At 61.9% G+C, this 15,947-nt stretch carries 15 protein-coding genes; 12 read left to right on the top strand and 3 right to left on the bottom strand.

Annotated elements, in window-relative coordinates:
* Positions 1-17 precede the first annotated feature (17 nt).
* Positions 18-680: a prepilin-type N-terminal cleavage/methylation domain-containing protein gene (locus H5P28_RS08560; protein ID WP_185675299.1), complete on the bottom strand. Its 663-nt coding sequence runs from the start codon at positions 678-680 to the stop codon at positions 18-20.
* Positions 681-1,016: 336 nt separating this feature from the next.
* Here H5P28_RS08560 and rho point away from each other — a divergent pair, with 336 nt between their 5' ends.
* The 8 genes from rho to H5P28_RS08520 all read left to right on the top strand — a co-directional run bounded on the left by rho (position 1,017) and on the right by H5P28_RS08520 (position 7,781).
* Positions 1,017-2,147: a transcription termination factor Rho gene (rho, locus tag H5P28_RS08555; RefSeq protein WP_185675298.1), complete on the top strand. Its 1,131-nt coding sequence runs from the start codon at positions 1,017-1,019 to the stop codon at positions 2,145-2,147.
* A gap of 363 nt (positions 2,148-2,510) precedes the next feature.
* Positions 2,511-2,750: a hypothetical protein gene (locus H5P28_RS08550; RefSeq protein WP_185675297.1), complete on the top strand. Its 240-nt coding sequence runs from the start codon at positions 2,511-2,513 to the stop codon at positions 2,748-2,750.
* 52 nt (positions 2,751-2,802) lie between these two features.
* Entirely contained in the window at positions 2,803-2,991 is a 189-nt protein-coding gene (locus H5P28_RS08545) for a hypothetical protein (RefSeq protein ID WP_185675296.1), read from the top strand.
* Between the two features lie 319 nt (positions 2,992-3,310).
* A complete protein-coding gene (locus H5P28_RS08540; protein ID WP_185675295.1) occupies positions 3,311-4,888 on the top strand; it encodes a glucose-6-phosphate isomerase in 1,578 nt (525 codons plus the stop codon).
* A 27-nt stretch (positions 4,889-4,915) separates the two neighbouring features.
* Positions 4,916-5,812, top strand: coding sequence for a hypothetical protein (locus H5P28_RS08535; protein ID WP_185675294.1), 897 nt, complete (start codon positions 4,916-4,918; stop codon positions 5,810-5,812).
* 7 nt (positions 5,813-5,819) lie between these two features.
* Complete coding sequence (locus H5P28_RS08530; RefSeq protein WP_185675293.1) at positions 5,820-5,987, top strand: hypothetical protein; 168 nt, start codon at positions 5,820-5,822, stop codon at positions 5,985-5,987.
* A gap of 118 nt (positions 5,988-6,105) precedes the next feature.
* The gene (gene rsmI / locus H5P28_RS08525) at positions 6,106-6,831 is read left to right on the top strand and encodes a 16S rRNA (cytidine(1402)-2'-O)-methyltransferase (protein ID WP_185675292.1); all 726 of its coding nucleotides are present in this window, start codon (positions 6,106-6,108) and stop codon (positions 6,829-6,831) included.
* A gap of 29 nt (positions 6,832-6,860) precedes the next feature.
* Complete coding sequence (locus H5P28_RS08520) at positions 6,861-7,781, top strand: Ppx/GppA phosphatase family protein (protein ID WP_185675291.1); 921 nt, start codon at positions 6,861-6,863, stop codon at positions 7,779-7,781.
* Positions 7,782-8,142: 361 nt separating this feature from the next.
* On the opposite strand, the gene H5P28_RS08515 is transcribed toward H5P28_RS08520, so the two are convergent.
* Positions 8,143-9,384 (bottom strand): argininosuccinate synthase, encoded by a 1,242-nt coding sequence (locus H5P28_RS08515; protein ID WP_185675290.1) that lies wholly within the window; start codon positions 9,382-9,384, stop codon positions 8,143-8,145.
* 190 nt (positions 9,385-9,574) lie between these two features.
* Here H5P28_RS08515 and gltS point away from each other — a divergent pair, with 190 nt between their 5' ends.
* The 3 genes from gltS to H5P28_RS08500 all read left to right on the top strand — a co-directional run bounded on the left by gltS (position 9,575) and on the right by H5P28_RS08500 (position 13,588).
* A complete protein-coding gene (gene gltS / locus H5P28_RS08510; RefSeq protein ID WP_185675289.1) occupies positions 9,575-10,792 on the top strand; it encodes a sodium/glutamate symporter in 1,218 nt (405 codons plus the stop codon).
* Between the two features lie 232 nt (positions 10,793-11,024).
* A complete protein-coding gene (locus H5P28_RS08505) occupies positions 11,025-12,254 on the top strand; it encodes a pyrophosphate--fructose-6-phosphate 1-phosphotransferase (protein WP_185675288.1) in 1,230 nt (409 codons plus the stop codon).
* A 278-nt stretch (positions 12,255-12,532) separates the two neighbouring features.
* Positions 12,533-13,588, top strand: coding sequence for a Yip1 family protein (locus tag H5P28_RS08500; protein WP_185675287.1), 1,056 nt, complete (start codon positions 12,533-12,535; stop codon positions 13,586-13,588).
* 140 nt (positions 13,589-13,728) lie between these two features.
* Here H5P28_RS08500 and H5P28_RS08495 read toward each other — a convergent pair whose 3' ends face one another.
* Positions 13,729-13,947, bottom strand: coding sequence for a hypothetical protein (locus tag H5P28_RS08495; RefSeq protein ID WP_185675286.1), 219 nt, complete (start codon positions 13,945-13,947; stop codon positions 13,729-13,731).
* A 204-nt stretch (positions 13,948-14,151) separates the two neighbouring features.
* Here H5P28_RS08495 and H5P28_RS08490 point away from each other — a divergent pair, with 204 nt between their 5' ends.
* Entirely contained in the window at positions 14,152-15,939 is a 1,788-nt protein-coding gene (locus H5P28_RS08490; RefSeq protein ID WP_185675285.1) for a hypothetical protein, read from the top strand.
* Positions 15,940-15,947: the final 8 nt, after the last annotated feature.

Raw genomic sequence — 15,947 nt, 5'->3', positions numbered from 1 at the left:
GCAGTTAAAATTAGGTGTTACGGAGCTTCCAGGCCGAAAATAATGTTATCGAAAGCATAGTTCGTCGTACCAGGTGTACCAAAGTAGTCGTCTCCGTTCTGGGGAAAGATCCCAGTGCCCAGGTTGTAACCGGTGCCAGAGGTCGGTCCGGTCCGGCGGTCCGGCCCGGTGGACATCAGAATGAAGCCAGAGTGGTTCCAGCCCGTACCGCTGCGCCCCTGAGCCACGGTCTTGTAGTAGTACTTGTACGGGTTGCCCCACGGGTCGATGAAATAGTCAGGATTATTGCTGGTTTCGTGGGCATCAATAAGGTTTTCGTCGATCAAGGGCACCCGTTGAGCTGTGGACGGGTCGGTCATATCGTACTGAGTGCCATTCTTGCGCAGAACCAGTTGTCCCGTCAGTACCTGAAACAATTCTTCGGCATTACCCACGCTGGAATCGGTGGCGTCGGCGCCGAGCCAGGGATAGTCGCCGTACTTGAGCTTGAAGGACTCCAGCGCGTTGGCAATGGCCTGCAGGTCGGCTTTGGCGCGGGCCTGGGACTGCTGGTAGTAAACACCGCGCTGCACGCCGACGACGATACCGGCCAGGATCAGGATAACGCCCATCACCACCAGCAACTCGATCAGGGTGAAGCCGGAACGGGGCTTCCGCATCTTCATAAGGGGGAACTTCATAGGGTAAGAAATTGCGAGTCTGACAATACTGCGCAGGCTGTCAATTGAGAACCCGCGCCACGAGTCTAATGATTAGTATAGCCCGTCCGGGACGAATTTGCATCCCTGCCGCACCGTCAAATGCCAAAAAAGCCTCCCAAGAGCCGATAAAAGGCCGAAAATTTGGGCTTGATTCCCCCGCCCGGCCCTGAGAACCTAGCTAAAACCGGGACGAACTTGTTTCTAACCGCCCGGAGGCCAATTCGGCCCGTCACCGCACCGTAGCGGCAGACACCTTCCCCTTCTTTCCACCGCTCGCACGCAGCTTGACGGCTCCGTTGCGTGAACACCTTTTTTATGAGCGAAAACCACTCGCCAGAGAACCAGATCACCGTCGAAGGCATCTTCGAACCGTCCAACAACAAGACGGGCCAGCTGCTCGATCCGTCCAAAAACGGACGCCAGCGCCACAGCGACCCCTTTATCCCGCGCGAGCTCGTCCGCCGCTTTAAGCTCAAGCGCGGCCAGTGGATCAGCGCCAACGCCCTCCACGACGGACGCTTCCCCAACCCGAAGGTCCGCTACATCGAGGCCATCGACGGGCTCAGCGTCGAAGACCGCCGCCGCCGCTACGACTTTTCCCAGCTCACCACCATCGCGCCCAACGAACGGCTCAACCTGGAGAGCAAGGACGGACGCCTCACCACCCGCGTGATCGATCTGTTCTGCCCCATCGGCAAGGGCCAGCGCGGCCTTATCGTAGCCCCGCCTCGCACCGGCAAGACCACCCTGCTCAAGGACATCGCCGAGGGCGTGATTGAAAACCACCCCGAGTGCTCCGTCATGATCCTGCTGGTGGACGAACGGCCCGAGGAAGTCACCGACTTCCGCCGCGAACTGCCCACGGCCGAGATTTTCGCCTCCTCCAATGACGAGGAGCTTGAGAGCCACATCCGCATCGCCGACATCGCCATCGACCGGGCCAAGCGCCAGATGGAAGTCGGCAAGGACGTCGTCCTGCTGCTGGACTCGATCACCCGCCTTTCCCGCGCCCACAACGCCAACCGCAGTTCCGGGCGCACCATGACCGGCGGTCTCGACGTGCGAGCCCTGGAAAAACCGCGTCAGCTCTTTTCCTCCGCCCGCAACACCGAGGAAGCCGGCAGCCTGACCATCATCGCCTCCGCGCTCATCCAGACCGGCAGCAAGATGGACGACCTCATTTTCGAAGAGTTTAAAGGAACCGGTAACATGGAAATGGTCCTCGACCGCAAGTGCGCCGAACTGCGCCTGTGGCCAGCCATCAACATTAACGCCTCCGGCACCCGTAAGGAAGAGCTCCTGCTCGACCCCAAGACACTCGACAAGGTCGGCTTTTTCCGCCGTGCCCTCGCACCCATGAAGATCGAGGACGCCTGCGAAACCCTGATCGAGCGTATGAGCAAGACCAAGAACAACGCTGAACTCCTGCGCCTGCTGGAGGGCTGAGCGTCGGCCGCTACGGTTTCTCCTTCAGCCCGCACGACTGACCGGTGCTACTGCCATCCGCAAATATTGCCGCGGCGCAGTCTCTCCATTGCTGCCGCAATCACAGCCAGTTTCGCCGTATCTACTCTTCCCTTCCCATAAGCGTCAAATTCAGCGTAAACTAAGGCCAATCTATACCCGGGAATCGGCCAATGAGGCATTCGCTGCCGGGCAACAAAATGAGGCCTTGAGCCTAACCCTCCCCCTGCAAATGGCACCTTGAGGCAACCAAAAGCCCTACTTATAAATCTGGTAAGATTTTCAACTAAAAGGACTTGGACATTAAGCCCAGCCGCCGAACACCGATATCAGCGTATTGTAGTCATGAAAGCGACCTCCCGCGAGCAAAGCGACCTGCGTCGGTTATTCCACGATATCAACGGCGAAATCTTTCTCATCCGAGGAAACGCTGATCTCGCCCTGATCGGAGTGCCTGGTGATTCAAAGGCCAGGCAGCAGCTTCAGGACATTATCAATCACACCGAAAAGCTGGGGATATACCTCAGACAGGTGCAGGATTTATACTCTAGTAAAGACGCTATTCCCGCAGAAAGAACAATATAAGCGTTTTTTTATTTAAGGCGCAGAAGCAAACCCCGATAAGCCCACCTAACCTATGACGCCCTGGATTGATTTTTCTGATACTGGAGAGCCCGTGCTTCCTCGCAGTGGACAGTATCAGCCCCCCTCCGCCAAAGTCCGCCAGGAAATGGTCTCGCTGGGCCGTGAATTACTGCTGGACCCCGAGTATCCGGCTTCCGACATTCTGCGTAAAATCGCCAACGCCGTGATCGAAGGCCGTTAGGGCCTAACGACACAGGTATTCCCCGGCCCTCCCCCCCTGTGGCCCAGCGACAGTCTGTTTGTGCTGATACGGCCATAATTTTGTAGTTTTCACTACGGCGCATGTTCGCCACCCCCCTAACTGAGCGAACAAAAAACGCAGGGGGCTCATAAAAAGAACGCCCATTCCGCACCGGGTTGTCGGGGCGTATGCCTGCGAAGACTGAAAAAAACGGCTTCGTACGCCTTTCGTGTGGACGGCACGGCTTTTCTCATTAGGCTTCGTGGCTCAAACGTAACGCCACGTCGTTTAAGCTTAACCCTTTAGCCATTTATTTATCATGAGCTGGAACCGCTTTAAAGAATACTGCCTGAACATTCCTTCCCTGGACCTGTCGCTGGACGTCAGCCGCGTCGATTTCCCCGACACCTACCTGGCGGAAATGCAGCCGAAGATCGCCAAGGCCATCGCGGACATGGAGGCCCTCGAAGGCGGCGCCATCGCTAATCCCGACGAAAACCGCATGGTCGGCCACTACTGGCTGCGCAATGCCGCCATCGCCCCCGATGCGGCCATCACCGACGAGATCACCAAGACCCGCGCCCGCATCAAGGACTTCGCGAAAAAAGTCCACGCCGGAGAAATTGCCGGTCAGGACGGTCCCTTTAAAAACATCCTCTGCATCGGCATCGGCGGCTCCGCCCTCGGCCCTCAGTTCGTCTCCCAGGCGCTCGGCCACCCCGCCTCCGACCCGGTCAAGGTCTACTTCTTTGACAACACGGACCCCGACGGCTTCGACATCGTGCTGAGCCAGCTCAAGGGCCAACTCGGCCAGACCCTCGCCATCGTCACCACCAAGTCCGGCGGCACCCCCGAAACCCGCAACGGCATGGTCGAGGCGCAGGCCGCCTGGAAGGCCGCCGGCCTGGACTTCGCCAAGCACGCCGTCGCCATCACCGGCGAAGGCAGCAAGATGGACAAGGTCGCCGTCTCCGAAGGCTGGATCGAGCGTTTCCCGATGTGGGACTGGGTCGGCGGGCGCACCAGTGAGCTTGCCGCCGTGGGCCTCGTCCCCGCCGCGCTCAACGGCATCGACATCGACGGCATGCTCGACGGCGCCGCCGCCATGGACGAAGTCACCCGCAACAAGGACTTCCGCCAGAACCCCGCCGCCATGCTCGCCCTCATGTGGTACCGCCTCACCGGCGGCAAGGGCGCCAGGGACATGGTCATCCTCCCCTACAAGGAGCGCCTCTCCCTCTTCGCCAAGTACCTCCAGCAGCTCGTCATGGAGTCTCTGGGCAAGGAAAAGGACCTCGACGGCAACGTCGTCCATCAGGGTATCGCCGTTTACGGCAACAAGGGTTCGACCGACCAGCACGCCTACGTGCAGCAGCTCCGCGACGGGGTGCCGAACTTCTACGCCACCTTCATCGAAGTGCTCAAGTCCCGCGCGGGCGACTCCATCGCCGTCGAAGGCGAGCACACCGCCGGAGACTTCCTTCAGGGCTTCCTGCTGGGCACCCGCGACGCGCTTTATGATAACGGCCGCAACTCCATCACCATCACGGTGAAGGAAGTCACGCCCTTCACGGTCGGCATGCTGATCGCCCTGTACGAGCGCGCAGTCGGCTACTACGGCACGCTGGTCAACATCAACGCCTACCACCAGCCCGGCGTCGAAGCGGGCAAAAAAGCCGCCGCCAGCACCCTGGAACTGCGCCAGGCTATCCTCGACGGCCTCCGGGCCGCCAAGGGCGAGAGCTTCACCGCCGAGTCGCTGGCCAAGAAAATAGGGCGCGAACCCCAGACCGAACTGATATACAAAATCCTTGAGAACCTGGCCGCAAACCCCGCCAAGGGCGTTCAAAAAAGTGCTGGCCAAGCGTTCTGCGACAATCAATATTCCTGCGTTTAGCCCCACCTTAAATCAGTTACCCGCTTTATGAAAATGGTTTCCATTCTACTCCGCCTTATCGCGATCCTCGGCGCCTGCGCCGCCGTTGCCGGCTGGGTCCTCACCCAGGGCAAAGTCGATGAGGCCAACGCCAAGCTTGCCGATAAGGACAAACTGGTTGCGGATGCCCAGGCTCAGGCCACGGACGCCCGCAACCAGCTCGAAACCCTCCAGGGCAAGATCAAGGGCCTCGACTCCGACCTCGGAGCCAGCAAGGACCGTGAATCCAAGGCGCTCTCCCAGTACGCCACGGCCAACCGCAACCTCACCAGCCTGCAGAACGAACTGCAAAAGGCGAAGAGCGACCTGGCCAGCCTCAAGAGCGACAATGACAAGCTCAAGCGCGAGCTGATCGGCCAGCGCACCAGCGCCCCGGACAGCAGCACAAACGTGGCCGCCTATGAGTCCAAGATCAGCGCCCTCGAAGCCCAGGTCAAGACCCTGACCAGCCAGCTCGCCGACGCGCAAGCCCAGGCTCAGGCCGCCGCTTCCGCTGTCACCAGTTCCGCCGCCACTGCGGCCAGCACCACCCCTGCCAAGACGACCGCTCGCGTCGATCCCACCTACGGCAGCTCCACCTACACCCCGGCCGTCAGCAACAGTGAAGCTGGTACCGCCACCGAGTCCGCTCCGTCCGAGCCCGTTGTCACCAGCACCGCCACCGTGCTCAAGATGGACACCTCCAGCGGTATCGTCATCATCAGCCAGCCCAGCCAGGGCAATGTGAGTTCGCAGACCGAATTCGGTATCGTCAAGGGCTTTGAAAAGCCCTTGCGCCTCAAGGCCAGCCGTGTCGAAGGTGCCTACATCATCACGAACATCGTACCCGGCCAGAACAGCGCCCGCGTTTACAAGGAAGGCGACACGATTTCGATTATCAAATAAACGTATTATGTGGAAAAAAATTCTCTGCCTGAGCGCACTCATCCTCGCCGCCTTTGCCATCAGCGGCTGCGAAAGCGACCCGGATGAATCCAACATCCCCTGGGGCCGGCCAGCCTCCTGGGAAGGCGGTCCCGCCGGTTACGGCGATTCGCTCCCGGGCAAGGAAAGATACTAATTTCAGCGCCACCGCGCATCAAACAGGTTCCGTTTCACGGAACCTGTTTTTTTATGCCCCGGGCGGACAAATCGCGACAAGCTCTTGCCATGCTGGCCTCTCCTGCTGAAATAGTCCCATGACTCAGGACAATCCAGACGGGCAAGCCCCGGCCACCCCTGAAGCGGCGCTTTACGTAATCGGCACTCCCATCGGTAACCTCGGCGACCTGAGCCGCCGCGCCACCGAACTGCTGTGCGCCTGCGACTGGATCGCCTGCGAGGACACCCGCAAGACCGGCCAGCTTTTGGCACGCATTGGCAGCACCCGCCCCACCCTGTCCTGCCATGAGCACAACGAACAGGCCCGCGCCTCGGAACTGGCCGACAAGGTCGCCGCTGGGCAGTCCGTGGCCGTCGTCTCGGATGCGGGCACGCCCGCCATTTCCGACCCCGGCTTCCGCGCCGTGCGTGAGTGCCGCCGCCGGGGGCTTCCCGTCGTCCCCGTGCCCGGCCCGAGCGCGGTCATCGCCGCCCTCAGCGCCTCCGGCCTACCCACCAACGGCTTTCTCTACGTCGGCTTCCTCCCGCCCAAAAGCGCCGCTCGCCGCCGCTTTCTGGAGGAACATAAGGACTTCCCCTACACGCTCGCGCTTTACGAGTCCTCGCACCGGATTGACAAGTTCGCCGCCGAAATGGTGGACGTGCTCGGCCCGGAGCGCGTCGTCTGCCTGGCCCGCGAAGTGACCAAGCTCCACGAGACCTTCCTCGTCGGCGGGGCGGAAAGTGTTGCCGCCCGGCTCACCGGCCATAACCTCAAAGGCGAATTCACCGTGCTGATCGCGCCCCGCGATTACGTGCTGTGAGCAGGTAAATCCCCCCCTTTTTTTTCGGCATGAGAATCGGCGTCATCGACATCGGCAGCAACTCGATCAAACTCCTCGTGGCCGAAACCGGCTCCACCCTGGCCGCGCTTTACCAGACTACGCTGGAGACCCGCATCAGCGCAGGCATTAGCAAGGACCAGCCCGTGCTCAGCCAGACCGCCATAAAGGCCGCCACCGAGGCCGTGGTCAAGCTCGTCGGCGAGGCCAGCCGTTTCTCACCGGAGAGCTTCGCCATCGTCGCCACCAGCGCCGTGCGCGACGCCGTCAACCGCAAGGAATTCGTCCAGCACATTGAGGACGCCACCGGCCACCGCCTGCGTGTGCTCAGCGGCGAGGAAGAGGCCGCCTACATCGGCCGCGCCATCACCACCGACCCCGCGCTGGCCACCTACCCGGCCTTTACCCTCTGCGACCTCGGCGGCGGCAGCATGGAGTTCATCCGGCTGGAGAACGGCGCCATCACCGAAAAAGTCAGCCTCCAACTCGGCGCGGTCCGCCTGCTGGAGCGCTTTGTCAACGATCCCGCCGCCCCCCTGCCCGCCCGCACCGCCGCCCGCATCGCCGATTACGTACGCGCCAAGGTGGCCGAGTCCGGTTTCTCCGGCCTGAAAAACCAGCACACGCTGGCCGCCACCGGCGGGGCCTTCAACGTGGCCCGGGCCGTGCGCGCTTCCTGGCTGGGGCGCAGCTACACCGAGACGTCCTCTGTCATAACCGTGAATTACCTGCGCTACCTCAGCGAGGAACTCAGCGCCGCCACCTTGCTGGAGCGCCAACGCATCCCCGAACTCCCCGACGCCCGCGCCGACATCATGCCCGTGGCCTGCGTCATCCTCCTGACCGTGGCCGAACTCGCCGGGACCGACCACTTCGTCCACTCCCTGCACAACCTGCGCTACGGCATCGCCGCCGAGGCGGGTGGTGCGTGACCGCACAGGACAACGAGGGGCTGCCGCCCCTACGGTGTGCGTGACCGCACGGGACATTAAGGGGCTGCGCCCCTACGCGGCCAGAAAGGCCGCTACCCCATGCGTGAGCGGACGGACAATAAAAAAAGGGGGCGTACTGGACCAGCAATCCCCCTGCGCCACCACAAAGGCGGCTACCCCGTGTGGCCCCTTTCGCCTGCCCGCACGTAGCGCATTCAACGGGCCAGGCTCTACATCAGCAGAGACTCCAAAGTCGGTCCGGCGTTTGTGCGCAGCACGAACGCCGGACCGGGGGTGCAGCCCTCGGCTGCCGCAGGGTTTGGGGGCGCGCAGCCCCCAATATATCTCACCACCCTACTCGCTACTTGCGCAGGTCACCGAGGCGGGGGCCGCCCTGGGCCTTGGCACGGGCGCGCAGGCGCAGGCCTTGGAGGTGGATGAAGCCGCTGGCGTCGTCGGGGTTGTAGTCGCTCTTGACGCCTTCCATTGAGGCGATGTTCTCGTCGTAGAGCGAGACCGGGGACTTGCGGCCCACGGTGATGACGTTGCCCTTGTAAAGCTTGAGCCGGACGGTGGCGCTGACGCTCTTTTGCGACTCGTCGATAAAGGCCTGCAGGGCTTCGCGCTCGGGGGCATACCAGAAGCCGTTATAAACCAGTTCGGCATACTTCGGGATCAGGCCGTCACGCAGGTGTTCGAGATCGCGGTCCAGCGTGAGGGACTCGGCCTGCTTGTGGGCGTGCAGCAGGATGGTGCCGCCGGGGGTCTCATAGACGCCGCGACTCTTCATGCCCACGAAGCGGTTTTCCACCAGGTCCACGCGGCCGATGCCGTGCTTGCCCGCGAGGGCGTTCAGCTTGAGCATGACGCCGGCGGGCGAGAGCGCCTCGCCGTTGACGGCCACGCAGTCGCCCTTTTCAAAGTCCAGCTCGACGTACTCGGCCTGGTCCGGGGCGTCCTCGGGGGAGACGGACAGTTTGAACATGCCCTTGTTCTCCGCTGTGGTCGGGTCGAACCACGGGTCTTCAAGGATGCCTGCTTCGTAGGAAATGTGCAGGAGGTTGCGGTCCATCGAGTAGGGCTTAGAAGCGCTGGCCTCGACGTTGACGCCCTGCTGGCGGCACCAGTCGATCATTTCCTTGCGGCCCGGGAAGGCTTGACGGAACTTGTCCATGCGCCACGGGGAGATGATTTCAATCTCCGGGGCGAGGGCGGCATAGGTCAGCTCGAAACGGCACTGGTCGTTACCCTTGCCGGTAGCACCGTGGGCGACGTGGGTCGCGCCCTCCTGACGGGCGATCTCGATGTGGTGTTTGCCGATGAGCGGGCGGGCGATGGAGGTGCCCAGGTAGTACTGCCCCTCGTAGATGGCATTGGCACGCATCATCGGGTAGATAAAGTCGCTGGCGAACTCCTCGACCAGATCGAGCGTGTAGTGCTTGACCGCGCCGGTGGCCTTGGCCTTGTCTTCCAGGCCGTCGAGCTCCTCCTGCTGGCCTACATCGGCCGCGAAGGTAACGATCTCGGCGTTGTACTCTTCTTTCAACCACTTGACCAGGACGGACGTGTCAAGCCCGCCTGAGTATGCCAGGACAATCTTCATAAGTCTCCACAAGCATGCGCTTTTGCCCGTCGAGTCAATGCTGATCCCATGCGCCTGCGTTTTTGAGGGCCGTGGCGGGCAGATTTTTCGGCGGGTTTCCCCTAACGCCTTGACAGCACTCCGCAGTCCATGACGCTCTGGTACGGGGCGTGCTGGCAAAAGGCTTTGCGGCTCAGCCCATTTTTCCGGCATGGACACCGAATTTGACGCCTACACCACCTTCACCATCGGGGTACTCTTTCTGCTCGTCGGAAAAATGCTCAACAAACGCGTCCGCCTGCTGCGCGAGTTCAACATCCCCGAGCCGGTCACCGGCGGCCTGCTCGCTGCGCTCATCGGCCTGGCGGCCTACCTGACAGCGGGGATCGAGTTCACCTTCGACCTCGACGCGCGCGACGGGCTGATCCTGTACTTTTTCACCGGGATCGGCCTCAACGCCAGCCTCTCGAAACTACGAGCCGGGGGCGTCCGCCTGATCATTTTGACCGTGATCTGCGTGGGCTATATCTTCGTCCAGAACTACCTCAGCGTGAGCCTGGCCGATGCCACCGGCCTGAAACCGGTCAGCGGACTGCTCTGCGGGAGCGTGTCGCTGGTGGGCGGGCACGGCACGACCATTGCCTGGGCCCCGACTTTTATCAACCAGTACGGTATCGCCAACGCCATGGAAATGGGCATCGCCTGCGCGACGGCGGGGCTGGTGCTCTCAAGTATCATGGGCGGGCCCATCGCACGGGGGCTGATCCGGGTCTTCCGGCTCACCCCGAACACCGACCGGCACATCGACTTCGGCGTGATGTACGGGGACAAACAGGAGAAGAAAATCGACTACTTCGACGTGCTCGGCTGCTGGTTCATTATGAACCTCTGCATCGCCCTGGGCTCGGGGCTGGACGAGATTCTGGAGTCCTTTGGCATCATGCTCCCGACCTTTGTCTCGTGTCTGGCACTGGCCATCGTCGCCACCAATACCGTTCCGCCCCTCCTGCGCCGCTGGAACATGAACGTCCGCTGGCCCAACGACAGCGACTCGCTCGGCCTGATCTCGGACATCTCACTGGGCAGCTTCCTCGTCATGTCCCTGATGAGCCTGCACCTGTGGGCGCTGGTTGACCTGGCCGGGCCGATCCTGATCATCCTGGCCGCGCAGTTCGTCCTCGCCGTCATCATCACGACCGTCGTTGTGTTCCCGCTGATGGGGCGCGACTACGAGGCGGCGGTAGTCGCAGCCGGATTCGGGGGCATCAGCCTCGGCGCGACCCCCATCGCCATCGCCAACATGCAGGCCGTCACCGAACGCTACGGCGCCGCCCACAAAGCGTTCATTATCGTGCCGCTGGTCAGCGCGTTCATCATCGACATTGCCAACGCCGGGACGATCAAGCTCTTCCTGCACTGGTTCGGCTGAGGAGTTGATATTTAACAGAAAGGACGGGAAGGACGGGAAGGGCGGAAAGAGAAAGTCACCAAGCGGAAACAAAAAGGACAAGAACTGGTCAATTCGCGCAGGTTTTTCAGAGGTTTGCGCCCCTCATTTGCCCCTCCCGACCCCGCGAAGCGCATCTGATTTGAGCGATTTGCGGCATTAGGAGCATTTTACTGTTTCCAAGCGGGCGGAAATCGGGACAATGGCCCGCGCTATGACGCCGAAGAAAGTTGGAATCCTTACCGCCGGAGGGCTCGCGCCCTGTCTTTCGTCCGCCGTTGGCGGGCTGATCGAGCGCTACACCGAGATCGCTCCGGAAGTTGAAATCATTTGTTACCGCGGGGGCTACAAGGGCCTGCTTCAGGGCGACTCCATCAAGGTGACGCCCGAGATCCGCGCCAACGCCGCCATCCTGCACCGCCACGGCGGCAGCCCCATCGGCAACAGCCGCGTGAAGCTCACCAACGTCAAGGACTGCGTCAAGCGCGGCCTGGTCAAGGAAGGCGAAAACCCGCAGAAGGTCGCCGCCGACCAACTCGTCAAGGACGGGGTGGACGTCCTTCACACCATCGGGGGTGACGACACCAACACCGCCGCCGCCGATCTGGCCAAGTTCCTTCACGAGAACGGCTACGAACTGCACGTCATCGGCCTGCCCAAGACCATCGATAACGATGTCTTCCCGATCCGCCAGAGCCTCGGTGCCTGGACCGCCGCCGAGGAGGGCGCGAAGTTCTTCCGCAACGTCGTGGCCGAGCACAACTCCAACCCGCGCATGCTCATCGTGCACGAGGTCATGGGCCGCAACTGCGGCTGGCTCACCGCCGCCACCGCCAAGTACTACCGCGAGAACGTGCTGGGCGACCGGGGCTTCCTGCCCGAAATCGGCCTGGCCAAGAGCAACCTAGACGTACACGCCATTTTCATCCCCGAGATGGAGATCGACTTCGCCGCCGAGGCCAAGCGTCTCAAGGCGATCATGGACGAGGTGGACTGCGTGAACATCTTTGTCAGCGAAGGCGCGGGTGTCTCCAGCATCGTCAAGGAACTGGAAGCCGCCGGCAAGACCGTCGAACGCGACGCCTTCGGCCACATCAAGCTCGATACGATCAACCCCGGCCAGTACTTCGCCAAGGAGTTCGCCAAGAAGCTCGACGCCGAAAAGACCATGGTGCAGAAGAGCGGCTACTTCTCCCGCGCCGCCCCGGCCAATGTGGACGACCTGCGCCTGATCAAGTCCTGCACCGACCTGGCCGTGCAGTGCGCCTTCGAGGGCAAGAGCGGCGTCATCGGCCACGACGAGGACCAGAACTGCGTCCTGCGGGCCATCGAGTTCGAGCGCATCGCCGGCGGCAAGCCCTTTGACATCGACCAACCCTGGTTCGGCGACCTGCTCGCCGCCATCGGCCAGGCCAAGGGCACCAAGGTCGAAGTCGAGCACTAAGCCGGGTTCAGCGGCCCCGCCCGCCGTGACTCATTCTTTTTCCAAAGCCTCCGCCTTTCCGGGCGGGGGCTTTTTTGCGGCCCGGTTCCCCGCTTGTTCGCGGGATCGACCGGGAGCACTCACGCCTCCCGGACCGTCAAGGATTGCGTACACCGGAAAATCACGACTTGCCGGGCGGGCAGGCAGCATTCAGTTTTGCTGTCACAGCTCACGCGTACCCTCAGCTTTTCTTCAAAACAGATAAAAACAGGGCCGCGTCATTCCTCACCGCTATTGTTATGGACCAGCCACCTTCCTTACCGCCCCAACTTCCGCCGCAATTACCCCGGCAGGAGCATCTCGTAAAACCCGCCAAGCCGCGCTCGAAGCACTTCAAGCTACACCCGGTTTCCTGGATCCTGCTGACCATTACCGTTCTCGCCTGCCTCGGCGGGGCCTATGCCTCCACGCACGGGCAAGGCTTCGGGCCAGAGCAGATCGGTTTCTACATCGGCACGCTTATCGGAACCCTGATCCTGCCTTGTGTGCTCGGCTGGCTGACCTGGCTGCTCTCGCGGCGGCGGCAGTGGGCGGGTAATCTCGTCTTCTCGCTGCTGCTCGTTCTGATGCTGCCGGGGCCCGTTGCCATGTTTTTCCAGGCTCAGGACGAGGAAGCAATCCTGCGCCAACGGATTCAGGAACTGAGCGCGAGCAACAAAGACGAGAGCATCTCCGCCGAAGAGCAGTTGCAAACGATGAAGGAATTGACCACCAGCCTCAAGGACTATGCCGCCCTCACCAGTGACGAGCGCGAAGCCGCCACCGCGCGCGTCGGGGCCGCCTTTATGGAGCAATCGCAAAGCCAGCTGGATAAATTCCTGGCCGCCCACGCGGCTTTTGCCGACGACGACTCGGTCACGCTGGTCGCCGGTAGCTATACCGAGCCCGTACAGCTTAAGCATGCCCGCACCGTCACCCAGGCTTACGGCCAGTCAGCCAAGGCCGTGCTCGATCTCTACGGCAATCTCACCCCCCGGTTCACGGCGATGTTTGAGGCACAGGGTTTCCCTCCGAAAGCGGCGGCAGAATCCGCCCGTGAAATCGCCTCAGAGGTCGGGCCAGAGACCCTCGACAGCATTGATTACATCTACGGCACCCACTATGAGTATGCCACCAGCATCGACAAATTCCTGAAACTGCTTCAGGACAACTGGGGCCAGTGGGAATACGACCCGGACGAGCAGATGCTCTACTTCGAGGACGACGATACCCTCGCCGCCTACAACCAGCTTTTAAAGCGCCTCGTGTGGCTGGAAGAACGCCTCAACACCATCTCTGAAGACAATCAGGAATAGAGGAAGGCGAGCGCGCTCACGCTGCCAGTCCGTAATCCGCCCAGCCCGCCTCATTCATCCGACCGGTCATTTTACCGGGAACGGGCCTTGGCGGCATCTCCCGTCCGGTGGAGTTGTGCTTCAATCCCGGTCAACCCGCGTTAAAACAGGTGCGAGAGTCCAGTCAGCTTGCTCCGGCGGCGACAGCGGCGGCACAACGTCACAGCGACAAAAACCAACACCGCAAATCCACCCACCATCAGGAAAATTCCGCCGAAATTCTGCACCGAACTTCCCCCCGCAGCCTCAGTGCTGGCTGCCGATAATGTGGCAGTCAACATGAGCGACATTGAAAACAGCGCGCAAATCTTACTCTTCATAAGCCCGTTATTATGAATATACAAAATACAAATTTAACGACGCCGTCAATCAGAAGGCGTCACCCCATACCGGGATAGGGACTTTGCAAAAAGATGAGTATCTGGCAAGGCGATTAGTCGATCTAGGGTAAAGCTTGAGAGTTTTTCAGGGTTGCCTCGACAGGAACAATGGGCATCTTCAGCGTGTCGCGTGTGCAAGACCGCATGAAAGTTCTCTCCCTTATCCTCCTGGCAGCCTCCAGCCTCCTGCCAGCCCTCCGGCTCACAGCCCAACCGCCCCCGATTTCCGCTCCCACGCTGCCCGTGTCCGAGATACAGCCCGGCATGCAGGGCGAGTGGAAAACCGTCGTATCCGGCTCACAGATTGAGACCTTCCGGTTCGAGGTGCTGGGCACGGCCCGCAATTTCACCGGCCCGCAGCGGGACATCATCATCGCCCGCGCCCTGGACGAGAGCCAGATCGTGAGCGGCCCGGTCGCCGGGATGAGCGGCAGCCCCTGTTTCATCGACGGCAAGCTCGTCGGCGCCTACGCCTACGGTTACTCATGGCCCAAGGAACAGACCATCATCGGCATCACTCCGATTGCCGACATGCTGGAAACCTTTGAGAAAGAAGCCCAGCGCCAGCCCGATAAGGCACGACAGGCTGGCTATCCCGGCTACCACGGCGAAGCCTCCCACTGGCAGCCCCGCAGCGGCCAGGAACAGATGAGCGGCATCCCGCTGGACAGCGTGCTCAAGCCCCTGCCCAGCCCGCTGATGGTCTCCGGCATTTCGGCGGACACGCTGGCCGCTTTTAGCGAGGAGTTCGCCCGGCGCGGCGTCGAGCCGATGCGCGCCCCCATTGGCACGACTTCGGACCTCAGCGCCACCGACATCCAGACCGGCAGCCCCGTGGCGGGTGTACTCATGACGGGGGACTTCCAGTTCGCCGGGGTCGGCACCGTCACCTGGCGCGAGGGCGACCAGGTTCTGGCCTTCGGGCACCCCTTCTTCGCCACCGGCGACGACAACATGCCGATGGCCCCGGCCGAAATCATCACGGTCATCCAGAGCATGCCCGGCTCCTTCAAGCTCTCCAATGTCGGCCCCGTCGTCGGCACCATTTACCAGGACCGGCTCACGGCCATCGCGGGCGCGGTGGGCGCGCCGCCGCCCATGACCGAAGTCTCCATCCACGTCCACGGCCCCGGCACCGCTGAGCGCACCTTCAGCAGCCAGCTCTACCAGAGCCGCCAGTGGTCGCCGCTCATCACCGCGCTGGCCCTGCTGGAGAGCCTTAACAACACGATGGAGGCCTCGGCGGAGCAGACTTTTTATGTGCATGTAAAGATGGATGTGGCCGGGTTCGGGCCGCTGGAGTTCGACCATGTCGCCACCGGCCCCAGCGGCGCGGTCGGCACAGCCTTCCGGCTGATGCGCGACTACGACCTGCTGCTCAACAACCCCTTCGGCATGGCCGAGGTCAAGTCCATCGCGGTGGACATAAAAATCGCCGACGAGTGGGTCCGCAGTTCGCTGTACTCGATCCAGATCCTCAGCGGCGAACTCCACCCCGGCGACAACCTGGAGCTGGCCGTCACCCTGAACAACTACCTGGAGGAGCGCACGCGGCACCGCTTCAACATTCCGATCCCGCCGGGCACCGCCGGGGAGAAGCTGACCGTTTTCGTCGGTGACGCCTCCGCTGCCGACAAGCTCGACCGCTCGGGCGTGCTCAACACCGCTGACTCGCTGGCGGGCATCGTCAATTATCTGCGCACCGGACGCAGTAACGACCGCCTCTACGTCAAGGTGTTGCGCGAGGCACGGGGCCTCAACGTCAACGGCCGTCGTCTGGGCGAGCTTCCCGCCTCCGTGCGCGCGCTGCTGGATTCGGAGCGCAGCCCCACACCCGTGACCGACAACCGCACCGTCACGCTCTGGGAAACCTCTCTTCAGGTCCCCGGTGTATTCGATGGTGAATACACCCTTCCAGCCCACATTCGCTAAAAATAACG

The organism is Ruficoccus amylovorans (assembly GCF_014230085.1).
GTDB classification, from domain to species: Bacteria; Verrucomicrobiota; Verrucomicrobiia; order Opitutales; family Cerasicoccaceae; genus Ruficoccus; species Ruficoccus amylovorans.
Note: the sequence above shows the minus strand (reverse complement) of the source record. Positions and strands in the feature narration are given on the sequence as shown.